The sequence below is a fragment of the Ruegeria sp. CDSA141 genome (assembly GCF_059612005.1).
This window is the reverse complement of the sequence record NZ_JBXWPT010000001.1, coordinates 508,614-529,447: the sequence shown is the minus strand read 5'-3', so window position 1 is coordinate 529,447 and position 20,834 is coordinate 508,614. Positions and strand designations below refer to the sequence as shown.

Here is a 20,834-nt window from a genome sequence, read left to right as displayed (position 1 = left end):
TGTTTCAGGCCGTGACGTCGTAGCTGTATATCCATTCGTAACGGCGCGACAATTTCCCCCCGATTGCCATAAGCGCACATTGGGCCGCCAAACGGGCGGGGCCTGAAAGGTGGAAATTGCGTGCGTTCGACCCGGCAGCGGCAACCACGCTTTCTGCCCTTGGTCGGCGCGTTTTCTCGTAGGCTGCAAGCGCGCTGGTGACACCCGGGTGCTCGTCGAATGATCGCGCAAGCGTCCAGGCATCTTCCAGCGCCAGGCAAGCGCCTTGCGCCATGAACGGCAAGGTCGGATGCGCCGCGTCCCCCAGCAATGCCAGACGACCGTTCTGCCATTTTTTTGCGACCGGGCGCAGGAACAAAGCCCACAGATTCACATCGGAGACCTTTGACAGAATCTCACGTACCGGATCGCCGAATCCTGAAAAACGTGCGCGCAATTCGTCCGGATCACCCCTTAGCTTCCATCCCTCTTCCCGCCAATCCGAGCGCTCCTCGACCGCAACGATGTTCATCATGCATTGATCGCGCAAAGGATAGGTCACGACATGCCGACCCGGCCCCATGGTCAGGGATGCCGCCACCACGTCTGAATCTGGTCGCCAGGGAATGGTTGCGCGCCAGGCGACCTGGTGCGTAAACGCGGGAGTTTCGGGCCCGTTCAGGGCCGGGCGAATCGCGCTTCGACCACCGTCGGCGGCAATGACACATTCGGCGCGCAGCCGCTCGCCGCTCGCCAACAGGATTTCAGCTTCGTTGGAGTGTTTTTGCACGTTGGAAACTTTGGCGCCCAGGCGGACATCCACACCGGCCTTGCGGGCCGCAGAATGCAGCAGATTCAACAAGTCGGCACGGTGAAAATAATTGGTCGGACCAGCCGACGGTCCAGGCAGTCGGCTGACAACGCGCCCTTTGCGGTAATCACGGACGATCGTACCATGGGATTTCTGACCGACAGACAGATCCGCCACCCCAAGCGCGCGCAACACACACATCCCGTTTTCACTGATCTGCAGACCTGCGCCGACCTCGGTCAGTGCCAGGGCTTGCTCCAGCAGGGTGACCTGCGCCCCGTGTTGCCGCAGCGCCAACGAAGACGCCAAGCCACCGATGCCACCGCCAATAACGCAGAAATTCAACCGATTGATCTTCATGCCCTACCGCTTAACGCAAAAACGCCAGAGCCACAGGCCCCAGCGTTCGAAATTCTCAAGTTGCACCCGGCGATCAATCGTCGCGGTGGACTTTTTCGCGGCGCTCGTGGCGCTCTTGCGCCTCAAGCGTCATGGTTGCAATCGGACGTGCATCAAGACGTTTCAGCGAAATTGGATCGCCGGTCTTTTCGCAATACCCGTATTCACTTTCTTCGATCCGACGCAGGGCTGCGTCGATTTTGGCGACCAGCTTGCGTTGACGATCGCGTGTCCGCAGTTCCAAAGCGCGATCTGTTTCCTCGCTCGCTCGGTCTGCGACATCCGGGATGTTTCGGGTGTTGTCCTGCAGCCCTTCGATCGTGTCGCGGCTGCCCGCCAAAAGTTCATTCTTCCAATCCAACAGCTTGCGGCGGAAATACTCAAGCTGACGGTCATTCATGAAAGGTTCATCTTCGGCCGGGCGGTAATCCTCCGGCAGAAAAACTTCCTGTTTCATATTTGCTCCCTCGGTATGGCCAGAAACGTCGGTCGCGGTTGTTTCACCTGACATTTGGCACCCCCTTCTGCGCAGCATTTAGCCGACGAGCGTGGGATTGTCACTACACAAACTTTGCTTCAGCACGCCCAAGCGCTGTTTTGTCTAAATATGAGACAAACAACAACAAAACCCTATTTTTCTATGAAATTTAGCGGGCCTTTTTGAGGCAGGCGTTAATCAGCAGGACACATTCCCGCACGCGAATCAACCAAAAGGGCTTGGAGTTCTTACTAAAATCGCCTCAACCGACGCATGGACGCGGGTTGTCAAAATCGTTGGCCGTCTGTAACCCGGAAAACACAACCAGCCCACGGATCACGAAAAACCATACGAGAGGCCCATGACAGCACGCTTTCAAGGTACAGCCGAATATGTCGCCACTGACGATCTGACAATTGCCGTGAACGCCGCCGTCACACTCGAGCGTCCATTGCTGGTCAAGGGCGAACCCGGCACTGGCAAGACAGAGCTTGCCAAACAGGTGGCCGGCGCGCTGGGGCTGAGGATGATTGAGTGGAACGTGAAATCCACCACCCGCGCGCAGCAGGGCCTGTATGAATATGATGCGGTCAGCCGTTTGCGGGACAGCCAGCTGGGTGAGGAACGTGTTCATGACGTGTCGAACTACATCCGCAAAGGCAAGCTGTGGCAGGCCTTCAAGGCCGATGAAAAGGTTGTTCTGCTGATCGATGAGATCGACAAGGCGGATATCGAGTTTCCCAACGACCTTCTGCAGGAACTCGACAAGATGGAGTTCCATGTTTACGAGACAGGGGCAACGATCCGGGCCAAGAACCGCCCTATCGTTATCATCACCTCGAACAATGAAAAAGAATTGCCGGACGCGTTCCTGCGCCGCTGTTTCTTTCACTACATCCGCTTTCCGGATGAGGCTACGATGCGTCGAATCGTCGAAGTACATCATCCTGGCATCAAGGAGGCGCTGCTGACCACGGCCCTGACCCAGTTCTATGAAATCCGCGACACGCAGGGGCTGAAGAAAAAGCCATCGACATCCGAGGTGCTGGACTGGCTGAAACTGCTGCTGGCCGAAGACCTGAGTGCCGAAGACCTCAAGCGTGGCGGTACCGACGCGCTGCCGAAACTGCACGGTGCGTTGCTGAAGAATGAACAGGATGTGCATTTGTTCGAACGTCTGGCCTTCTTGGCACGCGGCAAGCGATAGCCGGCAGGTAAAGGGACGGTGATCATGGCTTGCCTTGGGACGACCCGAATGTCAGCATCGGCCTATCTGGCGAGACAGAGCTTCGCCCCCACAGAACTGGATGTATCGCTTGGCTAACGCACTGACAATCCGCACCCTGCGTGCCGAGGACAAAAGCCAATGGGCCGACATGTGGCGGGATTATCTGGCATTTTACGAAACGGCCCTGCCCGATGACATATACGAAACAACCTTTTGCAGACTGCTGGGCGACGACCCGCAGGATTTTTCCTGTTTCGTTGCCGAGCAGAATGGCGCTCTGGTCGGACTGACACATTACCTGTTTCATCGTCATGCCTGGAAGGTGGAAAAAGTCTGCTACCTGCAGGACCTGTTCGCACGACCCGAGGCAAGGGGTTCCGGCGTTGGGCGGGCCTTGATCCAAGCAGTCTATGATGAGGCCGATCGTCAGGGCGCGCCATCGGTTTATTGGCTGACCCAGGAGTTCAACCATACTGCGCGGCAATTGTATGATCGCATCGGAACACTGACACCGTTCATCAAGTACGCCCGCTCATGAAGCGATTGAGTGCCCTTTTTCTGGCACTGGTTGTTTCTGGCTGCGCGACGGTTGAAACAATCGAGCTTCCCGGTCAGGTCCAGTCCATCGAAGCGACTTTGCCGCCTGCCAAATCTTTTTCGACTGCGCATCCCTCGCCGCCCGCTCGGTCCAACAAAAACATCGCCTCTGACTTCTTGTCCTTGCATTTCGAGCTGGAAAGCGGGGCCGCCCTGCCCGTTTTCACGCGATTTGAGACCCCGGTCACAGTCCGTCTGACCGGATCACCGACCGCAAGCATGCAGCAGGACCTGACCCGGTTGCTCAATCGCCTACGGCGCGAGGCCGGGATCAATATCCGGCAGGTCAACGAGGGTCAGGCCAATATCACCATCGAAGCCGTCAGCCAGAAAGACATTCTGCGCATTCTGCCCAACGCGGCGTGTTTTGTGGTCCCCAACTCGTCCAGCCTTGAAGAGTATCGACGTGACCGTCGAAAGATCAAAAGCAGTTGGACCGAGCTTCGAAAACGCGAGCGGCTTGGGATTTTCATCCCATACGACGTCAGTCCGCAGGAAATACGTGATTGTCTGCATGAAGAACTGGCACAGGCCCTTGGTCCGCTGAACGACCTCTACCATCTGCCGGATTCGGTGTTCAACGACGACAACATTCATACTGTTCTGACCGGATTCGACATGCTGATCCTGCGGGCTGCTTATGCACCGGAACTGCGCACCGGCATGACCCGAGATCAGGTCGCCGCTGTCATTCCAGGAGTTCTTGGCAAGCTGAACCCGCGAGGGGACAGAGTGGCCGTTCAACCCTTCACGGATACGCCACGCGAGTGGATTGACGCGATTCAGAAATCACTGGGGCCCGGGTCGGGTTCGCCCAGACAGATGCGCGCAGCGCGAAAAGCGGCACGGATCGGTCAGCAACAGGGTTGGACAGATCACCGCCGCGCCTATCCCCATTATCTGATGGGCAGGATGGAACAATTCCGAGACCCCAACGAAGCCCAGCGCCAGTTTCAGATTGCGCAACAGTTCCTGAAGGCCACGCCCGGAACAGACGTGCATCAGGCCTATGTAACGACTCAAACCGCAGCGTTTGCGCTGGCACAGGATAAGGGGCCCAGTGTTCTGCCTGAACTGGACAGGGCCATCGATGTCATGACCCGAGCTGAAAATGCCTCTTTGCTGGCCACATTGTTGTTGCTGAAATCAGAGGCACTGAGACAGGCGGGACAGATCCAGAAGGCACGCGCCGTCAGGCTGGACAGCCTGGGATGGGCGCGGTACGGGTTTGGTTCGGATCTGGTGGCCCAGTCGTTGTCGCAGGATGGTGGCCGAAGAAACGCCGATAGCACGAAAGACGGATGACACACATATGTTGGTAGTTCTGGGAATGGCGGCATTGGGTGCAACCTTGGGCGCCCTGACCGCGAAAAAGCGCAGCGGCAACCGGGCCGATATGGCGCAATATGCCGCCGGGTACGGCATTGCCTTTGCGCTGGTGGGTCTGGTGATCTCGCTGGTTCTGGTGCGTTTGGTGGCCTGACGCGATGTTCCTGCCCTTTTTCGAAAACCTTCGCAAAGCTGGCATCCCGGTATCGCTTCGGGAGTATCTGACTTTTCTGGAAGGCATGAAAAAGGGTCTTGCCACCTATGATGTCGAGGCGTTCTACTATCTCGCCCGCGTTTCGATGGTGAAGGACGAACGCAACATCGACAAGTTCGACCGCGCCTTTGCCGCCAGTTTCGAAGGGCTGAACGAAATCAGTTTCGATCAGGTTCTGGAAGCCGTCGATATCCCCGGTGATTGGTTGGCCAAACTGGCCGAAAAACACCTGTCGGATGAAGAAAAAGCCGAGATCGAAGCGCTTGGCGGGTTCGACAAGCTGATGGAAACACTGCGCGAGCGCCTCAAGGAACAACAAGGCCGTCATCAGGGCGGAAACAAGTGGATCGGCACAGCCGGAACTTCTCCGTTCGGGGCCTATGGATACAACCCCGAAGGGGTCCGCATCGGTCAGAAGGAAAGCCGCCACCAGCGCGCGGTCAAAGTCTGGGACAAACGGGAATTCAGGAATCTGGACGACACGGTTGAACTGGGCACGCGCAACATCAAAGTTGCTTTGAAACGCCTGCGCCGCTGGGCGCGCGAAGGCGCTGCCGAGGAACTGGATCTGGATGGCACCATACGCGCCACCGCCGAACATGGCTATCTGGATGTCAAAACCCGCCCCGAACGCCACAACGCAGTCAAGGTACTGCTGTTTCTGGATGTCGGCGGATCAATGGACCCGCATATCAAGGTGGTCGAGGAATTGTTCTCAGCCGCGCGAACCGAGTTCAAGCATCTCGAATACTACTACTTCCACAATTGCCTCTATGAAGGTGTCTGGCGCGACAACCGCCGCCGGTGGGATCAGCAGACCCCGACCCACGAGGTTCTTCGCACCTATGGCAGTGACTATAAGTGCATCTTCGTCGGCGACGCCTCGATGAGCCCCTATGAGATCGCCTATCCCGGCGGCGCAAACGAGCATTGGAACGCAGAGGCAGGTCAGGTCTGGCTGCAACGCGCGCGGGATCAATGGGCATCGAACCTGTGGATCAACCCTGTGCCCGAGAAGTACTGGGAATACACCCATTCCATCGGCATGATCCGTGAAATCTTTGAAGATCGCATGGTGCCAATGACTCTGGCCGGTCTGGAACAGGGCATGAGGGAACTGACTCGGTAGCCAAGTTAAGGCTTCAAGCTTCGCCCGGTTGTGTCCAAAACAAAAACAAACACCTCAAATACCCCCCACACAATGTTTACAAATAGCACACAAAAGGCTTCATAAGACTCGTCGAATTCCCATCTCGTGATAAGGTGCAAGCGCGTTAAAGCTGGGGGGGAGAGATGGCCAGCCACAATTTGCGAAATCTTCTTGCGTCTGTGGCAACCGCCACATCACTGAGTGTTGCAGTCGCAGCAGCAGCGACTTTTGCGCTCGCGCCGGATGCAGCTTTCGCAAAGAACGACAATGGAAATGGCAAAGGGAATTCCGGAAAAGCCGACAATGGCAAGAGCAATGGATCCAATGGATCCAATGGAAAAGGGAATTCCTCAAAGGGCTCCCAGGCCAACGGTGGTGGAAAAAACAACTCCAAGGGCAAAGCGTCAGCTTCGCAGAAAAGCGCCGGATCCAAAAAGCAACACGCTGCAAAAGCAAAAAAGTCTAATACAGGCACCGGCGGAAACCAAAAAGTCCGGCGTGTCTCGGTTGGTGAATTTGGACGAGAGTTCAAGAAGGATGTCCAACAGCTTTTCGGGAAACAGCCAGCGAAGAAGTCCGGCAATAAACCTGCAAAGAAAACTCGTACATACAAGACTGTTTCGGTCAAACCGATCGAACGCTCGTTACGCCCGGTAGCCCGGCATGACGGCACTCCTGGTTTGGATGGCCGCAAGAAACACCGCCACCGTGACCCGCTGGCAGCCGCGATCACCGATCCTAATGGCTCGGATAAACTGCGCAATCTGAACGCGTCGAAAGCGGCCTCCCCGGCATTTCGGAACGCTGCGGCCAACAGCAATGTAGGAAAGATCGCCGCTTATCAGGCCGCTGCAGCGGAGTATTACGACCTGCGCGGACAGCTCTATGATACACGACGCGACTTGCGGGATCTGAACGAAAGGTACGACGGGCGAAGCAGTGAACAGATTGCCGATGACATTGCAGCGCTTGATCCGTCGGATCCGGAATACGACAGCAAACGTGAAGCATTGGAATCCGAACTACGGGACGCTGAAACATATGAAGAAACCCGCGACGGTTTGCGCGCCGATCTGAAAGATCTTGGGCACCAGACAAAGGATGCCCTGGAAGAAGCAGAAGACGCTTTCTTTGACGCCTCTAAGGGGCGCTCTCTGACAAAGGACGCGTTGGGCGATTATCATGACAATCTTGGGCTTCCGCAACCAAAGAGCCACCCGAAAGACGAAGTGACTGTACAACCAGTGCCTTACGATCCGACCTATCACCAGTATTCAGAGACTCTTCAATACCGCTCCAAGGATACCAATTTCCGCCTTCGCTACGACGCGTTGCACCATGACGGCAAGAAGCACCGATACAAGGACCCGCTGGCAGCCGCGATCACCGATCCCAATGGTTCGAGCAAGCTGCGCAATCTGAACGCGTCGAAAGCGGCCACCCCGGCCTTCCTGAACGCTGCCGCAAATAGCAATGTCGGAAAGATCGCCACTTATCAGGCTGCCGCAGCGGAGTATTACGACCTGCGTGATCAGTTACACGATGCACGGAGGGGCTTACGGGATCTGAACGAAAGCTATGACGGCCGGAGCAGTGACCAGATCGCCGATGATATTGCTGCGCTTGATCCCGGAGACCCAAGCTACAATGACAAACTCGATGCATTGGAAAGCGAACTGCAAGACGCACAGACCTTTGAGGAGGCACAAGGCGAACTCCGTGCCGATGTCAGAGATTTGAGAACGGACAGCCTGGTGGCGCAAAAAGAAGCTGAGCACGCGTTTTTTGATGCGTCCAAAGGGTCCACACTTACGGCTGAAACTTTGGCTGACCTACATGAAAATCTGGAGCTTCCTGCGCCCGGAAAACAGTAGCAGCATCAGCGGTTTCTGGTGCTTTTTGAAGTGGCCAACAAAACCCGACACATGAAGCCCTGCGAACCTGCGGCCCGGACTACATGTGCATCTTCGTCGGCGACATCTCGATAAGCTGCTATAAGACCGCCTACCCCGGCGGCGCAAATGAGCATTGGAATGCAGAGGCCGGGCTGGTCTGGAACAGGGTATGAAGGAGCTGACCTGTTGAGGTCTGCCCCTGAATTTATCCGGAAATTGCCTGAATCCCAAGAAACAGTACCGCCGCCAGCATCGCTGCGGCGGGAACCGTGATAACCCACGCAGCAATGATGGTCAGGAAATGGGACCGGCGAACCAGTTTACGGCGACGGCGCTCCTCCGGTGCGAGACGGGGGCGCTCGGGAACAGTCAGGCTGGCCCGTTTCAGCCTTCGCTCTGCATCCCATTCACGAAAGAATCCGACCCCGAACACTGCACCAACCGCGATATGTGTCGAGCTGACAGGCAGACCCAGCCAGCTTGCGACGATCACCGTGATTGCAGCCGAAAGCGCGACGCAATAGGCCCGCATCGGGTTGAGCTTGGTGATCTGGCTGCCAACCATCCGGATCAGTTTCGGGCCGAACAGGAACAGGCCGAACGAAATGCCGAATGCACCAATGATCATAACCCAAAACGGGATGCTGACCGCCTGAGTAAAATCGCCAGAGGCAGAAGCCTGCACAATCGCGGCCAACGGCCCCACCGCGTTGGCAACGTCATTTGCGCCATGCGCAAAGCTCAGCAACGCGGCTGAAACGATCAGTGGAATTCCAAACAGAATTTTCAGCGATTTGTTGCGGTTCTCAAGTCCCTCAGACTGGCGGCGGATAATCGGGATCATCACGGCCCAGATCAGCCCGCCACAGACCGCACCGATCAGCAACGCCGACGCGAGATCAATTTTGATGATTTTCTTGAGGCCCTTGAGTGCCAGGTAAGATGCAAACGCGCCCGCCATGATCCCAACCAGCATCGGCACCCACTTGCGGGCCGCGGCGATCTTGTCTTCCTGATAGATGATCCTGGCCTTGATGAACCACAAGAAGCCAGCTGCGACCAGGCCCCCCAGAACTGGCGAGATTACCCAACTGGCTGCGATTTTGCTCATGGTGCCCCAGCTTACGGCCCCGAACCCGGCAGCGGCAATCCCTGCCCCCATGACACCGCCCACGACCGAATGCGTGGTGGAAACCGGCGCGCCAATCCAAGTCGCCAGATTGACCCAAAGCGCAGAGGAAAGCAGCGCCGCCATCATCGCCCATATGAATACATCCGCCGTTCCCATGCTTTCCGGCGCGATGATCCCTTTGGCAATGGTCGATACGACATCGCCCCCGGCGATGAGCGCTCCGGCACTTTCAAAAATAACGGCAATCACGATGGCTCCGCCCATGGTAAGCGCATTCGCCCCCACGGCAGGTCCCATATTGTTGGCGACGTCGTTGGCGCCGATATTCAGCGCCATATAGGCCCCGAACATCGCCGCGATCACGACGACAAGCGTGTTGCTGCCCTGACCGAACAGGAAAGCAGCCACGAGACCCGCGATGACAATGAATGCAATGGCGATACCTGATCCCACAAAGGGTCGCCCAGCCTGAGCGGTCGCCAATTCTAGGCGTGAAAAGCGACGCAGGTCCCGGTCGAGCGTTTCCAGGTGACGCGCTTCATGGTTCTTGTCGGTCATGGGTCCCCCATCGATAGCGCCCCGTGGGTTAAGTGGGATCGATGCATTAATCAATAGTTCATATCAGGAAATCACAACTTAGCGAAAGTTGCGCCGATTTCGTCGCCCGAACATGCGGGTCGCGACAAACATCCCGCAGGTGTGACTTGCGCAATGCCAATGTTCGGACCATATCTTTAACATGCTCCGATTGACCCCGATCCTTCTTGCAATTGGCTACGCCATCGTGATGTACCGGATTTCCGTCTGGCGCACGCATCGTGAGTTGGACGCAAAGTCGACCGAACTGGCCGATCCGGCGCTGAAACGAATGACGGACCGGCTGGCGGCAGCTTTGGGCATCGATCGGGTGCCGGTTTACATCTATGAGATCGATCCGGTGAATGGGCTGGCTGCTCCGGATGGTCGAATTTTCATCACGCGCGGGTTTTACCGAAAATTCCGCAACGGAGAAGTTTCTGCCGAGGAGATGGCCAGCGTGATCGCACATGAGCTGGGTCACGTCGCCCTGGGTCATGCGCGGCGGCGAATGATTGATTTCTCGGGCCAGAACGCAATGCGGACCGCTTTGATACTGGTGTTGAACCGTTTCATCCCATTCATCGGTGCGATGATCGCCAATGCGCTGACTGCCCTTTTGGCCTCGCGCCTGTCGCGAGGGGATGAGTATGAGGCGGATGAATATGCCGCGGCTTTGCTGACCAAGGCCGGCATCGGGATCGGACCTCAGAAGTCACTTTTTCACAAGCTGGAAGACCTGACGCAGCAACGGGCGGGTGTTGTGCCGGCCTGGTTAATGAGCCATCCGAAAACAGACGAACGAATTGCAGCGCTTGAGAAACTTGAGCAGCGTTGGGCGCGTGGCTGAGGCCGCGCAGCGAGAGGCCAGCCTCTCGCGCTCTCCGGGATATTTTCAGCCAGATGAAGCTGAGTCCCGCTCAGGCACTCAGGGCTTTGCCCAGACGTGGCAGCCGGGCTTTTTTCATCAGTGCCCGCAGGGTCCATTGATCACCTGAGAGGCGGCTGGCCTCGGCAAGGACCTGAGCCGCGAGCGTGTTCATACCCTTTGGATCAGCTTGCCAGAAACCATGCAGCAGGCTGTCGGGATCTCTGCGGACCAGGCCTTCTTCCGCCAATATGTCTTTGGGAAAATCCTTGGCGTTCACCGTGACGATCATATCGGCGGACGCGACGATCGCCGTCGCCAGCACGTGGATATCGGCGGCATCCGGCAGCCAAAGACGGTCGTGCAGGCCTTCATTCGCAGTCCGCTCGGCCTTGGGCCAGCCGGCTTGTGTCAGCGCGATTTCGGCCCGGGCTTGCACCTCGCCCGTTGGTCCAAGCTTGCGCGCGGCGCGGGCCCATTCTTCGAGGATGCGCGCGGACCAGATCGGAGTGAAATGGCCCAGGCGGGCAGCGCCCAAGAGCATCTCGCGCATCACGGTGGGATAGATGACGCAGGTGTCGAGCACGGCTTTCATAGGCGATAGAACACCGCTTTGAGATAGCCGCTTTCCGCCAGTTGCGGCAATTGCGGGTGATCGGGGCCTGCAAAGCCGGTGTGGATCAGTTGGGCTTGGCGCCCGGCGCGGCCAATCCCACGAGAGGACGCATCACGAAAACGGCCTAGATCAGCGGCGTGCGAACACGAACACAGGCCCAGGTAACCACCGGGTTTGACCAGAGGTGCCGCCAGTCTTGCGATACGTTCATACGCGCGCAGACCCGCATCCAGCGCCTGCTTGGAAGGCGCAAAGGCGGGTGGATCGCAGACCACCACGTCAAATTGCGCACCTTCTTCGCCCAACTGGGCCAGCACGTCGAACGCGTCGCCTTGTCGGGTCTGTAACTTATCAGCAAGGTTCGACGCTTTGGCCCCTTTTTTCGCCAGGTCGAGCGCGGCGGCTGAGCCATCAACGGACAATGCCTGCCCCGCACCGCCTGCAAGCATCGCCAGACCGAAGCCGCCCACATGGCTGAAAACGTCCAATACCTGCGCATCGGCATGAACCAGGCGTGCGGCAAAGGCGTGGTTGGGGCGCTGGTCATAAAACAGCCCGGTTTTCTGACCGCCTGTCAGATCCGCCATGTAGGTGGCGCCATTCATCGGCACCGGCAGGGGCGCATCAGGCGCGGTTCCGCGCAAAGTTTGATTGACGTCGTCCAGCCCTTCCAGCCCGCGCGTGCGGCCAGAGGCGTTTTTCAGCACCGTGGTCACGCCTGTAACCTTGACCAGAGCATCGATCAGCTGGTCCAGATGCGCCTCGGCCCAGGCCGCGTTGGGCTGGATGACGCAGGCATCACCAAAGCGATCGATGATCACGCCGGGAAAGCCATCCGCTTCGGCATGGATCAGGCGGTAATACGGGGCGTCAAACAGACCTTCGCGCATCTCAAGGGCACGCTGCAAACGGGTTTCGAACCACGCTGCGTCAAGTTGAGCGTCGATGTCGCGATCCAGCACCCGGCACATGATCTTGGACTCGGGGTTGACTGCCACCAGCGCGATGGGCGCGCGTTTGTCGTCTTCGAGTACGGCCAAGGCGCCCGCTGAAATCTTGCGGGTGCGGCGGTCGGTGACAATGTCATTGGCGTAGACCCACGGGAAGCCATGGCGCAGGCCGCGCGCATTGGCTTTGGGTTTCAGGCGGATACGGGGGCGGTCGGCAGATTGGGTCATGGCGCCCTCATAGTCCTGAACGCGCCGGTGGGAAAGCCCTAGCGGTTACGGGATCGCCACCCGCCGCGGCGTTTCGGTGCCTGAGCCGTCTGAAGGCCTTCGGTCAGAACCTGCGTCATCGGGTGATCGGGGTTCTGCTCGGCATAGCCCGCGTGCAGTTCTGCCAGCGCTGTGTTCTGGTCGCGATCCGCAGGAACACTGAGTGCCCAATCCAGAAAGATGCTGCGGCATTCCGGCAAGGTTATGCCCTCGATTCGATAGGCTTCGCGGATCAGACCCTTATGGTCGTTGGGATCAGTGCTGCGCGCCATCTTCGTCCCCCTTGATCACACCCCCGATCAGATCGGCTGCGGTCGTATAACTCTCCAGCAAAGCCGCCTGTAGCGCTTCGACCTGTTCGAACCCGGTGGCACGGCACAAAAAAGCAGTTCCGCCTTCGCCGATCTTGTCGGCTTCGATAGCCTTGCCCGAAAGCAGCCGCGCCGCGCATTGCACGGACCAGCATAAGTCATAGCAAGCTTTCAGAGATTGCGCCTGTGCGACATCCAGCAACTCGGCTGCGACGGCGCCATCCAGACCAGAGGACACCTCACGCTGTGCGGACCCAGCCAGCAAGGCGCCGGTTTCGGCCATCAACTCGATATCCATCAATCGGCCGGGGCCGTTCTTGGCGTCCCATATGCCGGTGGGCGCCTTGGCCGCGGCCAGGCGCGACCGCATTTCGGCCACGTCGCGCAGCACTTTTCCCCGCTCTCGCGGGTGCGACAGAAACTCGGTGCGGAAGGCTTCGATTTCCTCGGCCAGCCCGGCATCCCCGGCAACAACATGCGCGCGGGTCAGGGCCAGATGCTCCCACACCCAGGCTTCGTTCTGCTGATAATTGACAAAGCTGGCCCAACTGGTCGCAACCGGCCCCTGATTGCCCGAAGGGCGCAGCCGCATATCGACCTCATACAAGCGTCCCTGCGACATCGGCGCGGACAGCGCTGTGATCAGGGCCTGCGTGAACCGCGCGTAGTAGGTGCGCGTGGCCAGAGGGCGCGGACCCTCAGACATGTCCTGATCCAAGGGATCGTAGATCACGATCATGTCCAGATCGGATTGCGAGTTGATCCGGCCCGCCCCCAGCGATCCCATCCCAAGCACGGCAGCGCCGCGCCCCGGTGCAGGGCCGTGTTTGCGGGCGAAATTCTCGGTGACATGCGGCAGGATGGCCGCGATGACCGATTGTGCCAGCTCGGCATATTGCTGACCCGCCTGCGCCCCGTCGATCAGGCCGCGCAGGTGATGCACACCAACCCGGAAATGCCATTCCTTGCACCAGCGCCGTGCAAGATCAAGCTGGGTTTCATAGTCTGTTTCTTCCGACAGAGCCTGCGTCAATTCCGCTTGCAACGCCTCTTGTCCCGGCCAATCCGCAAAGAAACTGCCCCCGATCACCGCGTCAAACACAGACGCGTTGCGCGACAGATGCGAGGCCAGAGCATGCGACGTGCCAACGATATCGGTTAACAGCTCGATCAGTTGCGGATTCGCCTCAAACAGCGAAAACAGCTGCACCCCGGCAGGCAGGCCTGCCAGAAACCCGTCCAAAGCCATCAGTGCTTCATCGGGCTTTGCGGTTTTGGCAAGACGCGACAGCAGCTCGGGCCGCAGACGTTCAAAAATCCGCGCGCCGCGCTGGGACCTCAGCGCCGGGTATGTCGTCCAGCGGGCCAAAACGCTTTTGTCGAACTCCACATCCTGCACTTGGACCGGTGCCGCACCCGGTCCTGGGGCAAAGAATCCTTCGGTCAACTCATGCACTTCGGTCAGGCGATTTATCAGGTCTTGCGTCAACTCGGCACTGCTGATCCCCATCAGACAGGCAACCCGCTCGATCCCATCAGACGAACTCGGCACCTTGTGGGTCTGCGCGTCATGAATCATCTGGATGCGGTGTTCGACTTCGCGGTGCGCGCGGTAATGATCGGTCAGCTTATTGGCAACATCCTGCGGCACCCACCCTTTGGAGGCCAGCGCCGCCAGACCGGGAACGGTACCACGCACCCGCAGGTCAGCATCCCGGCCGCCCGCAATCAACTGACGGGTTTGTGTAAAGAACTCGATCTCGCGGATACCACCCTGTCCCAGTTTCATGTCGTGTCCGGGGATCGACAAGGACCCTCCGGTGCCTTTGTTTTCGCGGATGCGCAAACGCATGTCATGGGCGTCCTGAATGGCGGCAAAATCCAGATGGCGGCGCCAGACAAAGGGTCGCAGGCCGTCAAGGAAACGCTGCCCTGCGGCCAGATCACCGGCACAGGGCCGTGCCTTGATATAAGCGGCGCGCTCCCAGGTTCGGCCCAGGCTTTCATAATACCGTTCGGCGGCCTCCATCGCCATGCAAACCGGTGTCACGGCGGGATCGGGGCGCAGCCTCAGATCCGTGCGGAAAACATAGCCGTCCGCCGTCTTATCACTCAACGTCGCACAGAAGTTGCGCGTGGCCCGAACCATGCCCTGCCGGGCCTCGTAAAAGTCATCGGGATCAAAGCGCGTCTCGTCAAACAAAACGATCAGATCAATGTCCGAGCTGTAGTTCAGCTCATGCGCGCCCATCTTTCCCATCGCCAGGATGACCAAACCGGCTGCGTTTTCGACATCATCCTCGGTCATACCCGGCAGCTTCTTGCGCCGGATCAGCGTTGCGATCTCGGCCTTGGCGGAAACATCGGCGGCCAGAGCGCCGAAATCGGTCAGGGCCGCAGTAACCTTCTCTAGTGGCCACGCACCTGCAATATCGGCCAACGCCGTAAGCAGGGCCATACGCCGCTTGGCCTGCCGCAATCCGGGCTTCAACTGATCCGGCAGCAGATCGCGCGCGGCGGTCATCACGGCATCCAGCGCCTGATCCGGGTGCATCAGAGCCTCGGGCAGCCAGCCCTTCTCTTGTTCGATCAAGCTTTTCAGATAGGGGCTCGAACCGGCGGTGCCCGCCACCAATTTCCCCATCTCAGCCGGCAAATCTGGCATCAAGGCCCGCGCTTCATCCCCGAGGGATGGATCGAAAGCACGCGGAAGTCTTAAAATGTCAAGAGCGTCAGTCATACGCGCAAACTGCGCATCGCAGCGCGTAATCGTCAATGGGGCATTCCGATCAGGTTTTCTGAACCGGCGTGTCCTGACTGAAACTGTTCACCCAAACGTCGTTTCTGCGTTCCCACAACGACGAAATCAGCATCGCTTCGCGCGTTGTCGCACCCGGGCGCAAATAATCGGCACGATACGACAGCAATACGATGTCCGGTGTCAGAACGCGCAATCTCGCGCCGCTCAGATCAAACGCGGCCATTGTCGGCGCATCCGCGAATTGTCCAACGTGGTCGTCACGATTGGCAAATCCCGTGGGATACACACCAAGAAAATCTGCGCTCAGCAAAGCCCGATCCGCGCTTGCATTGCCGTCCACCAGCGCCATCCAGACCTGCTTTTCCAGGTCGAGTATTTCATTAAGCGCAGGTGCCGTCCTGTGTTCTGTCATTTCCATTCCCGCAACCTGCGACTGAAGATGTCCATCGTCAACCGAATTGCAGAATGTAAATCTTTTTCACATTGCCCCCTTGCAACCCCCATCAACGACCCCATCTAGACAATGTGAAAAGAATTTACATCAACCCTGGAGAGCTCAAATGACCGCACTGTCCGACCCCGCCGTCCCCGCGAATCCGGGATGGCTTTATCGAATTGAGGCCTGGCTGGATGACAAAGGCAAGGGGGCGTGGATCGCCGCCATGGTCCTTGGTTTCATCTTCTTCTGGCCAGTTGGCCTGGCCCTTCTGGCTTACATGATCTGGAGCAAACGCATGTTCAGCAAATCCTGCAGTCGCCGCAAATCCTGGCACAGCCACATGAGCGCGATGAAGCCGTCCGGCAACAGCGCATTTGACGCCTACAAGTCAGATACTCTGGCCCGCCTTGAACGCGAACAACAGGACTTCGAGGCGTTCCTGCGCCGCCTGCGCGATGCCAAGGACAAGGCCGAATTCGACGAGTTCATGGACGAACGCGCCCGCGAGAACCATGAAGACGACGGTAAAGCCACGCCTACCTGATTGACCTTGCCCTGTCCCGGCATTCCGGGACAGGGTACCCTGACCCACTTTTTCGGACCTGACGAATGAACCACCTGCCTGACCCCGATACCCAACCTGATTTCTACCGCTCGGTGACGAGCAAACGCTTTGTCGCGTGGTTGTTTGATGTCGCCTTCATCTCGCTTCTCTGCACGGTGGCGATTCTATTGAGCGCAGGCCTCGGTCTGTTTTTTCTGGCGGCGATCTATGCCGTGATCAGCTTTGTCTATCGCGTTGTCACCATAACCAACGGCTCGGCCACACTGGGAATGCGTTTCATGGGAATCGAATTGCGCGACGCATTCGGAGAGCGGATGGATATGGGCAAGGCCATCGCCCACACTGCCGGTTATTTCGTCAGCATGGCGGTCGCAGTGATTCAGATCATCTCGGTGATCATGATGCTGACCAGCGCTCGCGGCCAGGGACTGACCGACAGTTTTCTGGGCACGGTCATGATCAATCGACGGGCCTGAGACCCGGTTGCGTGAAACACTTGGCGGCCTCGGGAACGGTTGCTATCATCCCACCCGAGGCTACCTGGGAACTTCATGCGACACACGCTGCCAATTGCGCCACAATTCTATGTCACGGCCCCGCAACCCTGCCCTTATCTCGACGGCAGGATGGAGCGTAAGCTGTTCACCGCACTACAGGGCGAAGGCGCGGAACAGTTGAACAATTCCCTGTCGCAGCAGGGATTTCGCCGGTCACAGAATGTACTCTATCGCCCCTCTTGCACCGATTGCGCGGCCTGTCTGTCAGCCCGGATCGACGTTTCGGCGTTCCGCGCAACAAAGAGCCAGAAACGCGCGATAAAACGCAACGGATACCTAGAACGTCGCGCGACGTCGCCCTGGGCAACGGACGAGCAATACGAACTGTTCCGCCGCTATCTTGACACCCGGCACGCCGATGGCGGCATGGCTGATATGGACGTGTTCGAATTTGCGGCGATGATCGAAGAAACTCCGATCCGAAGCCGCGTGGTGGAATATGCAGATCCGGAGACCGGAGACCTGATCGCTGTCAGCCTGACCGATGTGCTCGATGATGGGCTGAGCATGGTTTATTCCTTCTACGATCCGAACCAGCCTCAGAATTCTCTGGGTACCTATATGATCTTGGATCACATTGACATCGCGTGCGAAGCTGGCCTGCCCTATATCTACCTGGGCTACTGGGTCCCCGGCAGCCCCAAGATGGGCTACAAGGCAAAATTCTCTGGGCTGGAGGCTTATATTCAGGGCGAATGGCAAAAGATCAAAGATCCGAACGCCTTCTGCGGTTCATCCCGGCATCCCCTTTCCACCGCTCCGATTGCCGAGCAAGTGGCCAATATTCAGCTTCCGGACCGCCACCCGACCAAGGGTTGACCATCCCATGAAACAGAACCTGCATGCCGTTACACTCGTGGTGCCGGATTACGATGACGCAATCGCGTTTTATACGGAGCGACTTGGTTTCCAGCTTTTGAAAGACATCGATCTGGGAGACGGAAAACGCTGGGTCTTGATCACGCCACCGGGCTCAGACGGCAGTGCCCTTCTTCTGGCCAAAGCCGACGGGCCCGAACAGCGCGCCGCCATCGGCAACCAGACAGGAGGCCGCGTGGGTTTCTTCCTGCAAACCGAAGATTTCCAACGCGACTACACACAAATGCGTGCCAACGGGGTCCAATTCGAAGAAGCCCCCCGCATTGAGCCCTACGGCAGTGTCGTCGTCTGGCGCGATCCCTTTGGCAACCGTTGGGACCTGATCCAATTCGCCTGATCCGCCTCTTCATCTGGCAACACATACATCGGGAATGAATTGGCCGCAGGCCAGAAGGGGCTGGCCCCTTCCCTGATGCCAAAAAAGAAAAGGGGGCTCTCAAGCCCCCTTTGCATTTGATTTAGTCTGATCAGTTCGGGATCAGATCAGGCACGATTGTGACAATTGTCGGGAAGAACCACAGAATCGCGATTCCGACGACCTGGATCAGGACAAACGGTATGATGCCGCGATAGATATGTCCCGTCGTCACCTCTTTTGGCGCCACGCCTCGCAAGTAGAACAAAGCGAACCCGAACGGTGGCGTCAGGAATGACGTTTGCAGGTTCACCGCCACCATGATCGTCACCCATTTCGGATCGAATGACCCGCCATAGATCACCGGGCCCACGATTGGGATCACGATGTAGATGATCTCGAGGAAGTCCAGCACGAAGCCCAAAATGAACAGCACCAGCATCACGATCAGGAAGACTGTGAACTCGTTGTCAAAGCTCTTCAGGAATTGCTGGATATAGTGCTCACCACCGAATGAAATCACCACCAGGTTCAGAAGTTGCGATCCGATCAGGATGGTAAACACCATCGAGGTCACCTTGGCCGTCTCGCGCACCACCGGGGTCAGGACGCCGCTGGAATACAAAACCCAGCACCCGAACAGCAGCCCGAAGAGGGCATACAGGTATGACGCATAGGCAATGATGAACGCGATCCAGGTTTCAACCGTCACATTACCCTGATTGATGCGCAGATCGAAGTTTACCCCCATCAGCAACGCGATCATCACGGCAAAAGTCGACCAGATGATCACTTTGCCTGACCGGCCCTGATCCTGCAGCTTGCGATAAGCCGCCAGCATGATCGCGCCGCCCGCACCCAGCGCAGCCGCCGGTGTCGGGTTGGTCACGCCACCCAGGATCGAACCCAGAACTGCGATGATCAGAACCAGTGGTGGGAAAACCACGCGGATCAGGTCATTGGTCGCACATCGAGCCGCAGCTTCCTTACAGCCATAAATGGCCAGCGCGAACGGCAAGGCGAGCAACACGAATGTCGCACCAGAAGATGTGGTGGGCGAGATCATCAGGATATCGACCAGCAACATCAGCAGCAAACCAATCGCACCCAGGATCAACGGCTGCGGCGCGCGCGACGGTGCGATCCCACGGCCCAGAACCAGGGTCAGACCCAACAGTAGGACGACAACGGCCACACCTGTTCCAATCGGTGCTGCTTCTGCGATCCTTTCCTGCTGGGCTGCTGCCAGTTCTTCCTCGGTCAAGCGCTGCGATTCCGCTGCACCACCTGCCGCGTCAATGGCTTCCTGCTCGGCCACGGCCTGATCCCATGCGGACTGACCGTGCAGATCGATCATTGCTACCTTGCATTCTTCCGACACGTTGGTGCGCAAGGACGCCCCCTGCCCGATATCCGAGAAGGCTGAGACCGAGATGTTCTGGCTGCCGATAACACCGACATTTCCCAGCAGAACGGCTCCGACAATCAACGCAACCGGTGCGCCCAGCAGCCAGGTCAGACCCTCAGACCGGGTGATTGGCTCTCCAGATCCACCCGACATTGCAACGGCAGGCGCCTTGTCCGGATTCAGGAGCGCATATCCAAACGCATAAAGAGCATAGAGCAGCGCCAATAGGATCCCCGGCAAAAGCGCCGCCTGGAACAACGTCCCGACCGACACAACCGCAGGCTCCCCCAGATAGGTCAGCGCGTCGGTACACCCTGCCTCAACAGCCCGCGTCTCCTGCGCTGTCGAGTACAGATCACCCGCCAATGTGCCAAGCAGAACGATCACGATCGACGGCGGAATGATCTGCCCCAACGTACCCGACGCCGCAATCACACCCGTGGCAAGCTCAGGCGAGTAGTTGTTTCGCAGCATGGTTGGCAGAGCCAGCAGGCCCATGGTCACAACCGTTGCCCCAACGATGCCGGTTGAAGCAGCCAAGAACGCGCCCACAACCACGATGGACACGGCCAGACCACCCGGAAGCGGTCCAAAGACGCGCGCCATCGTCGTCAGCAGATCGTTGGCAATCTTCGAGCGTTCCAACGTGATACCCATCAGAACGAACATCAACACGGCCAACAGGGTCTCGATAGACTGCCCTGCCAGTACGCGCTCGTTCATGCGGTTCACGATGAACGAAACGTTGCGATCCAGTGCCGTTTCCCAGCCCGAGACAAACACCGGCTCGGCAATCCTTGGTAAATCCGGGTATCGGAACACGGATACGGCATCCGCTTTGACCCCGGAATTCACCAGATCCCGATAGGCTTGCGACCCGGTGTCGATTGCCTGGTGGATCAACAGCCCGGCACTGTCGAGCGCTGCAATGATCCCGAAGGAAATGACCCCGGCCCCACCGATGGCAAAGGCCACCGGGAACCCAGAAAGAATGCCCCCGAAGAGGCAGAAGAATACGATAATGAGGCCTATCTCGACGCCATCAAGTCCGAATAACATAGTCTGGGTCT

20 protein-coding genes and 1 pseudogene are annotated in these 20,834 nt (G+C 58.2%); 12 read left to right on the top strand and 9 right to left on the bottom strand.

Translation table 11 applies throughout. The features are described from left to right. Positions 1–4: 4 nt before the first annotated feature. Both AC2FLP_RS02645 and dksA read right to left on the bottom strand, forming a co-directional pair. Positions 5–1,150, bottom strand: a complete 1,146-nt coding sequence (locus tag AC2FLP_RS02645) for an FAD-dependent monooxygenase (RefSeq protein WP_496680920.1) — start codon at positions 1,148–1,150, stop codon at positions 5–7. Between the two features lie 73 nt (positions 1,151–1,223). Then, entirely contained in the window at positions 1,224–1,646 is a 423-nt protein-coding gene (gene dksA, locus AC2FLP_RS02640; protein WP_117872703.1) for an RNA polymerase-binding protein DksA, read from the bottom strand. Positions 1,647–2,028: 382 nt separating this feature from the next. Between dksA and AC2FLP_RS02635 the strand changes: the two genes are divergently transcribed. The 7 genes and pseudogenes from AC2FLP_RS02635 to AC2FLP_RS02605 form a co-directional block, all read left to right on the top strand. Then, positions 2,029–2,874 carry an AAA family ATPase gene (locus AC2FLP_RS02635; RefSeq protein ID WP_496680923.1) on the top strand — a complete coding sequence of 282 codons (846 nt, stop codon included), beginning with the start codon at positions 2,029–2,031 and terminating at the stop codon, positions 2,872–2,874. A 169-nt stretch (positions 2,875–3,043) separates the two neighbouring features. After that, positions 3,044–3,433 (top strand): GNAT family N-acetyltransferase, encoded by a 390-nt coding sequence (locus AC2FLP_RS02630; protein ID WP_371415303.1) that lies wholly within the window; start codon positions 3,044–3,046, stop codon positions 3,431–3,433. After that, entirely contained in the window at positions 3,430–4,797 is a 1,368-nt protein-coding gene (locus tag AC2FLP_RS02625) for a DUF2927 domain-containing protein (protein ID WP_496680925.1), read from the top strand. Before AC2FLP_RS02630 ends, AC2FLP_RS02625 begins: the two co-directional genes overlap by 4 nt. Positions 4,798–4,804: 7 nt before the next feature. Continuing rightward, on the top strand, positions 4,805–4,975 hold the full coding sequence (locus tag AC2FLP_RS02620) for a hypothetical protein (protein WP_162896717.1): 171 nt from the start codon (positions 4,805–4,807) through the stop codon (positions 4,973–4,975). A 4-nt stretch (positions 4,976–4,979) separates the two neighbouring features. Continuing rightward, positions 4,980–6,164 (top strand): vWA domain-containing protein, encoded by a 1,185-nt coding sequence (locus tag AC2FLP_RS02615; RefSeq protein ID WP_299893900.1) that lies wholly within the window; start codon positions 4,980–4,982, stop codon positions 6,162–6,164. Positions 6,165–6,328: 164 nt separating this feature from the next. Next, complete coding sequence (locus AC2FLP_RS02610; RefSeq protein WP_496680928.1) at positions 6,329–8,059, top strand: hypothetical protein; 1,731 nt, start codon at positions 6,329–6,331, stop codon at positions 8,057–8,059. 38 nt (positions 8,060–8,097) lie between these two features. After that, positions 8,098–8,241 (top strand): annotated as a pseudogene (locus AC2FLP_RS02605) (VWA domain-containing protein); the annotation flags it as partial. A gap of 44 nt (positions 8,242–8,285) precedes the next feature. Here AC2FLP_RS02605 and AC2FLP_RS02600 read toward each other — a convergent pair. Next, positions 8,286–9,770 carry an inorganic phosphate transporter gene (locus tag AC2FLP_RS02600; protein ID WP_299893903.1) on the bottom strand — a complete coding sequence of 495 codons (1,485 nt, stop codon included), beginning with the start codon at positions 9,768–9,770 and terminating at the stop codon, positions 8,286–8,288. A 181-nt stretch (positions 9,771–9,951) separates the two neighbouring features. On the opposite strand from AC2FLP_RS02600, the gene AC2FLP_RS02595 reads away from it, so the two are divergent. After that, complete coding sequence (locus tag AC2FLP_RS02595) at positions 9,952–10,638, top strand: M48 family metallopeptidase (protein ID WP_496680931.1); 687 nt, start codon at positions 9,952–9,954, stop codon at positions 10,636–10,638. Positions 10,639–10,708: 70 nt separating this feature from the next. On the opposite strand, the gene AC2FLP_RS02590 is transcribed toward AC2FLP_RS02595, so the two are convergent. Genes AC2FLP_RS02590 through AC2FLP_RS02570 form a run of 5 tightly spaced genes read right to left on the bottom strand, consistent with a single transcriptional unit; the run spans position 10,709 to position 15,973 of the window. Further along, positions 10,709–11,251 (bottom strand): RSP_2648 family PIN domain-containing protein, encoded by a 543-nt coding sequence (locus tag AC2FLP_RS02590; RefSeq protein ID WP_299893907.1) that lies wholly within the window; start codon positions 11,249–11,251, stop codon positions 10,709–10,711. Further along, on the bottom strand, positions 11,248–12,450 hold the full coding sequence (locus AC2FLP_RS02585; RefSeq protein WP_496680933.1) for an RSP_2647 family RNA methyltransferase: 1,203 nt from the start codon (positions 12,448–12,450) through the stop codon (positions 11,248–11,250). Before AC2FLP_RS02585 ends, AC2FLP_RS02590 begins: the two co-directional genes overlap by 4 nt. A 38-nt stretch (positions 12,451–12,488) precedes the next feature. Next, positions 12,489–12,761 carry a hypothetical protein gene (locus tag AC2FLP_RS02580; protein WP_299893910.1) on the bottom strand — a complete coding sequence of 91 codons (273 nt, stop codon included), beginning with the start codon at positions 12,759–12,761 and terminating at the stop codon, positions 12,489–12,491. After that, positions 12,745–15,540, bottom strand: coding sequence for a [protein-PII] uridylyltransferase family protein (locus AC2FLP_RS02575; protein WP_496680936.1), 2,796 nt, complete (start codon positions 15,538–15,540; stop codon positions 12,745–12,747). The genes AC2FLP_RS02580 and AC2FLP_RS02575 overlap by 17 nt, the downstream gene beginning before the upstream one ends. A 49-nt stretch (positions 15,541–15,589) precedes the next feature. Then, positions 15,590–15,973, bottom strand: a complete 384-nt coding sequence (locus AC2FLP_RS02570) for a nuclear transport factor 2 family protein (RefSeq protein ID WP_299893912.1) — start codon at positions 15,971–15,973, stop codon at positions 15,590–15,592. 148 nt (positions 15,974–16,121) lie between these two features. On the opposite strand from AC2FLP_RS02570, the gene AC2FLP_RS02565 reads away from it, so the two are divergent. The 4 genes from AC2FLP_RS02565 (at position 16,122) to AC2FLP_RS02550 (ending at position 18,338) form a co-directional block, all read left to right on the top strand. Further along, positions 16,122–16,544, top strand: a complete 423-nt coding sequence (locus tag AC2FLP_RS02565; RefSeq protein ID WP_299893914.1) for a DUF2852 domain-containing protein — start codon at positions 16,122–16,124, stop codon at positions 16,542–16,544. A gap of 65 nt (positions 16,545–16,609) precedes the next feature. Continuing rightward, on the top strand, positions 16,610–17,041 hold the full coding sequence (locus AC2FLP_RS02560) for an RDD family protein (protein WP_117868678.1): 432 nt from the start codon (positions 16,610–16,612) through the stop codon (positions 17,039–17,041). 75 nt (positions 17,042–17,116) lie between these two features. Further along, positions 17,117–17,941 (top strand): arginyltransferase, encoded by an 825-nt coding sequence (locus AC2FLP_RS02555; protein WP_117868677.1) that lies wholly within the window; start codon positions 17,117–17,119, stop codon positions 17,939–17,941. 7 nt (positions 17,942–17,948) lie between these two features. Beyond that, positions 17,949–18,338, top strand: a complete 390-nt coding sequence (locus AC2FLP_RS02550; RefSeq protein ID WP_117868676.1) for a VOC family protein — start codon at positions 17,949–17,951, stop codon at positions 18,336–18,338. A gap of 130 nt (positions 18,339–18,468) precedes the next feature. Here AC2FLP_RS02550 and AC2FLP_RS02545 read toward each other — a convergent pair whose 3' ends face one another. Beyond that, the gene (locus tag AC2FLP_RS02545) at positions 18,469–20,823 is read right to left on the bottom strand and encodes a TRAP transporter large permease (protein ID WP_496680942.1); all 2,355 of its coding nucleotides are present in this window, start codon (positions 20,821–20,823) and stop codon (positions 18,469–18,471) included. Positions 20,824–20,834: the final 11 nt, after the last annotated feature.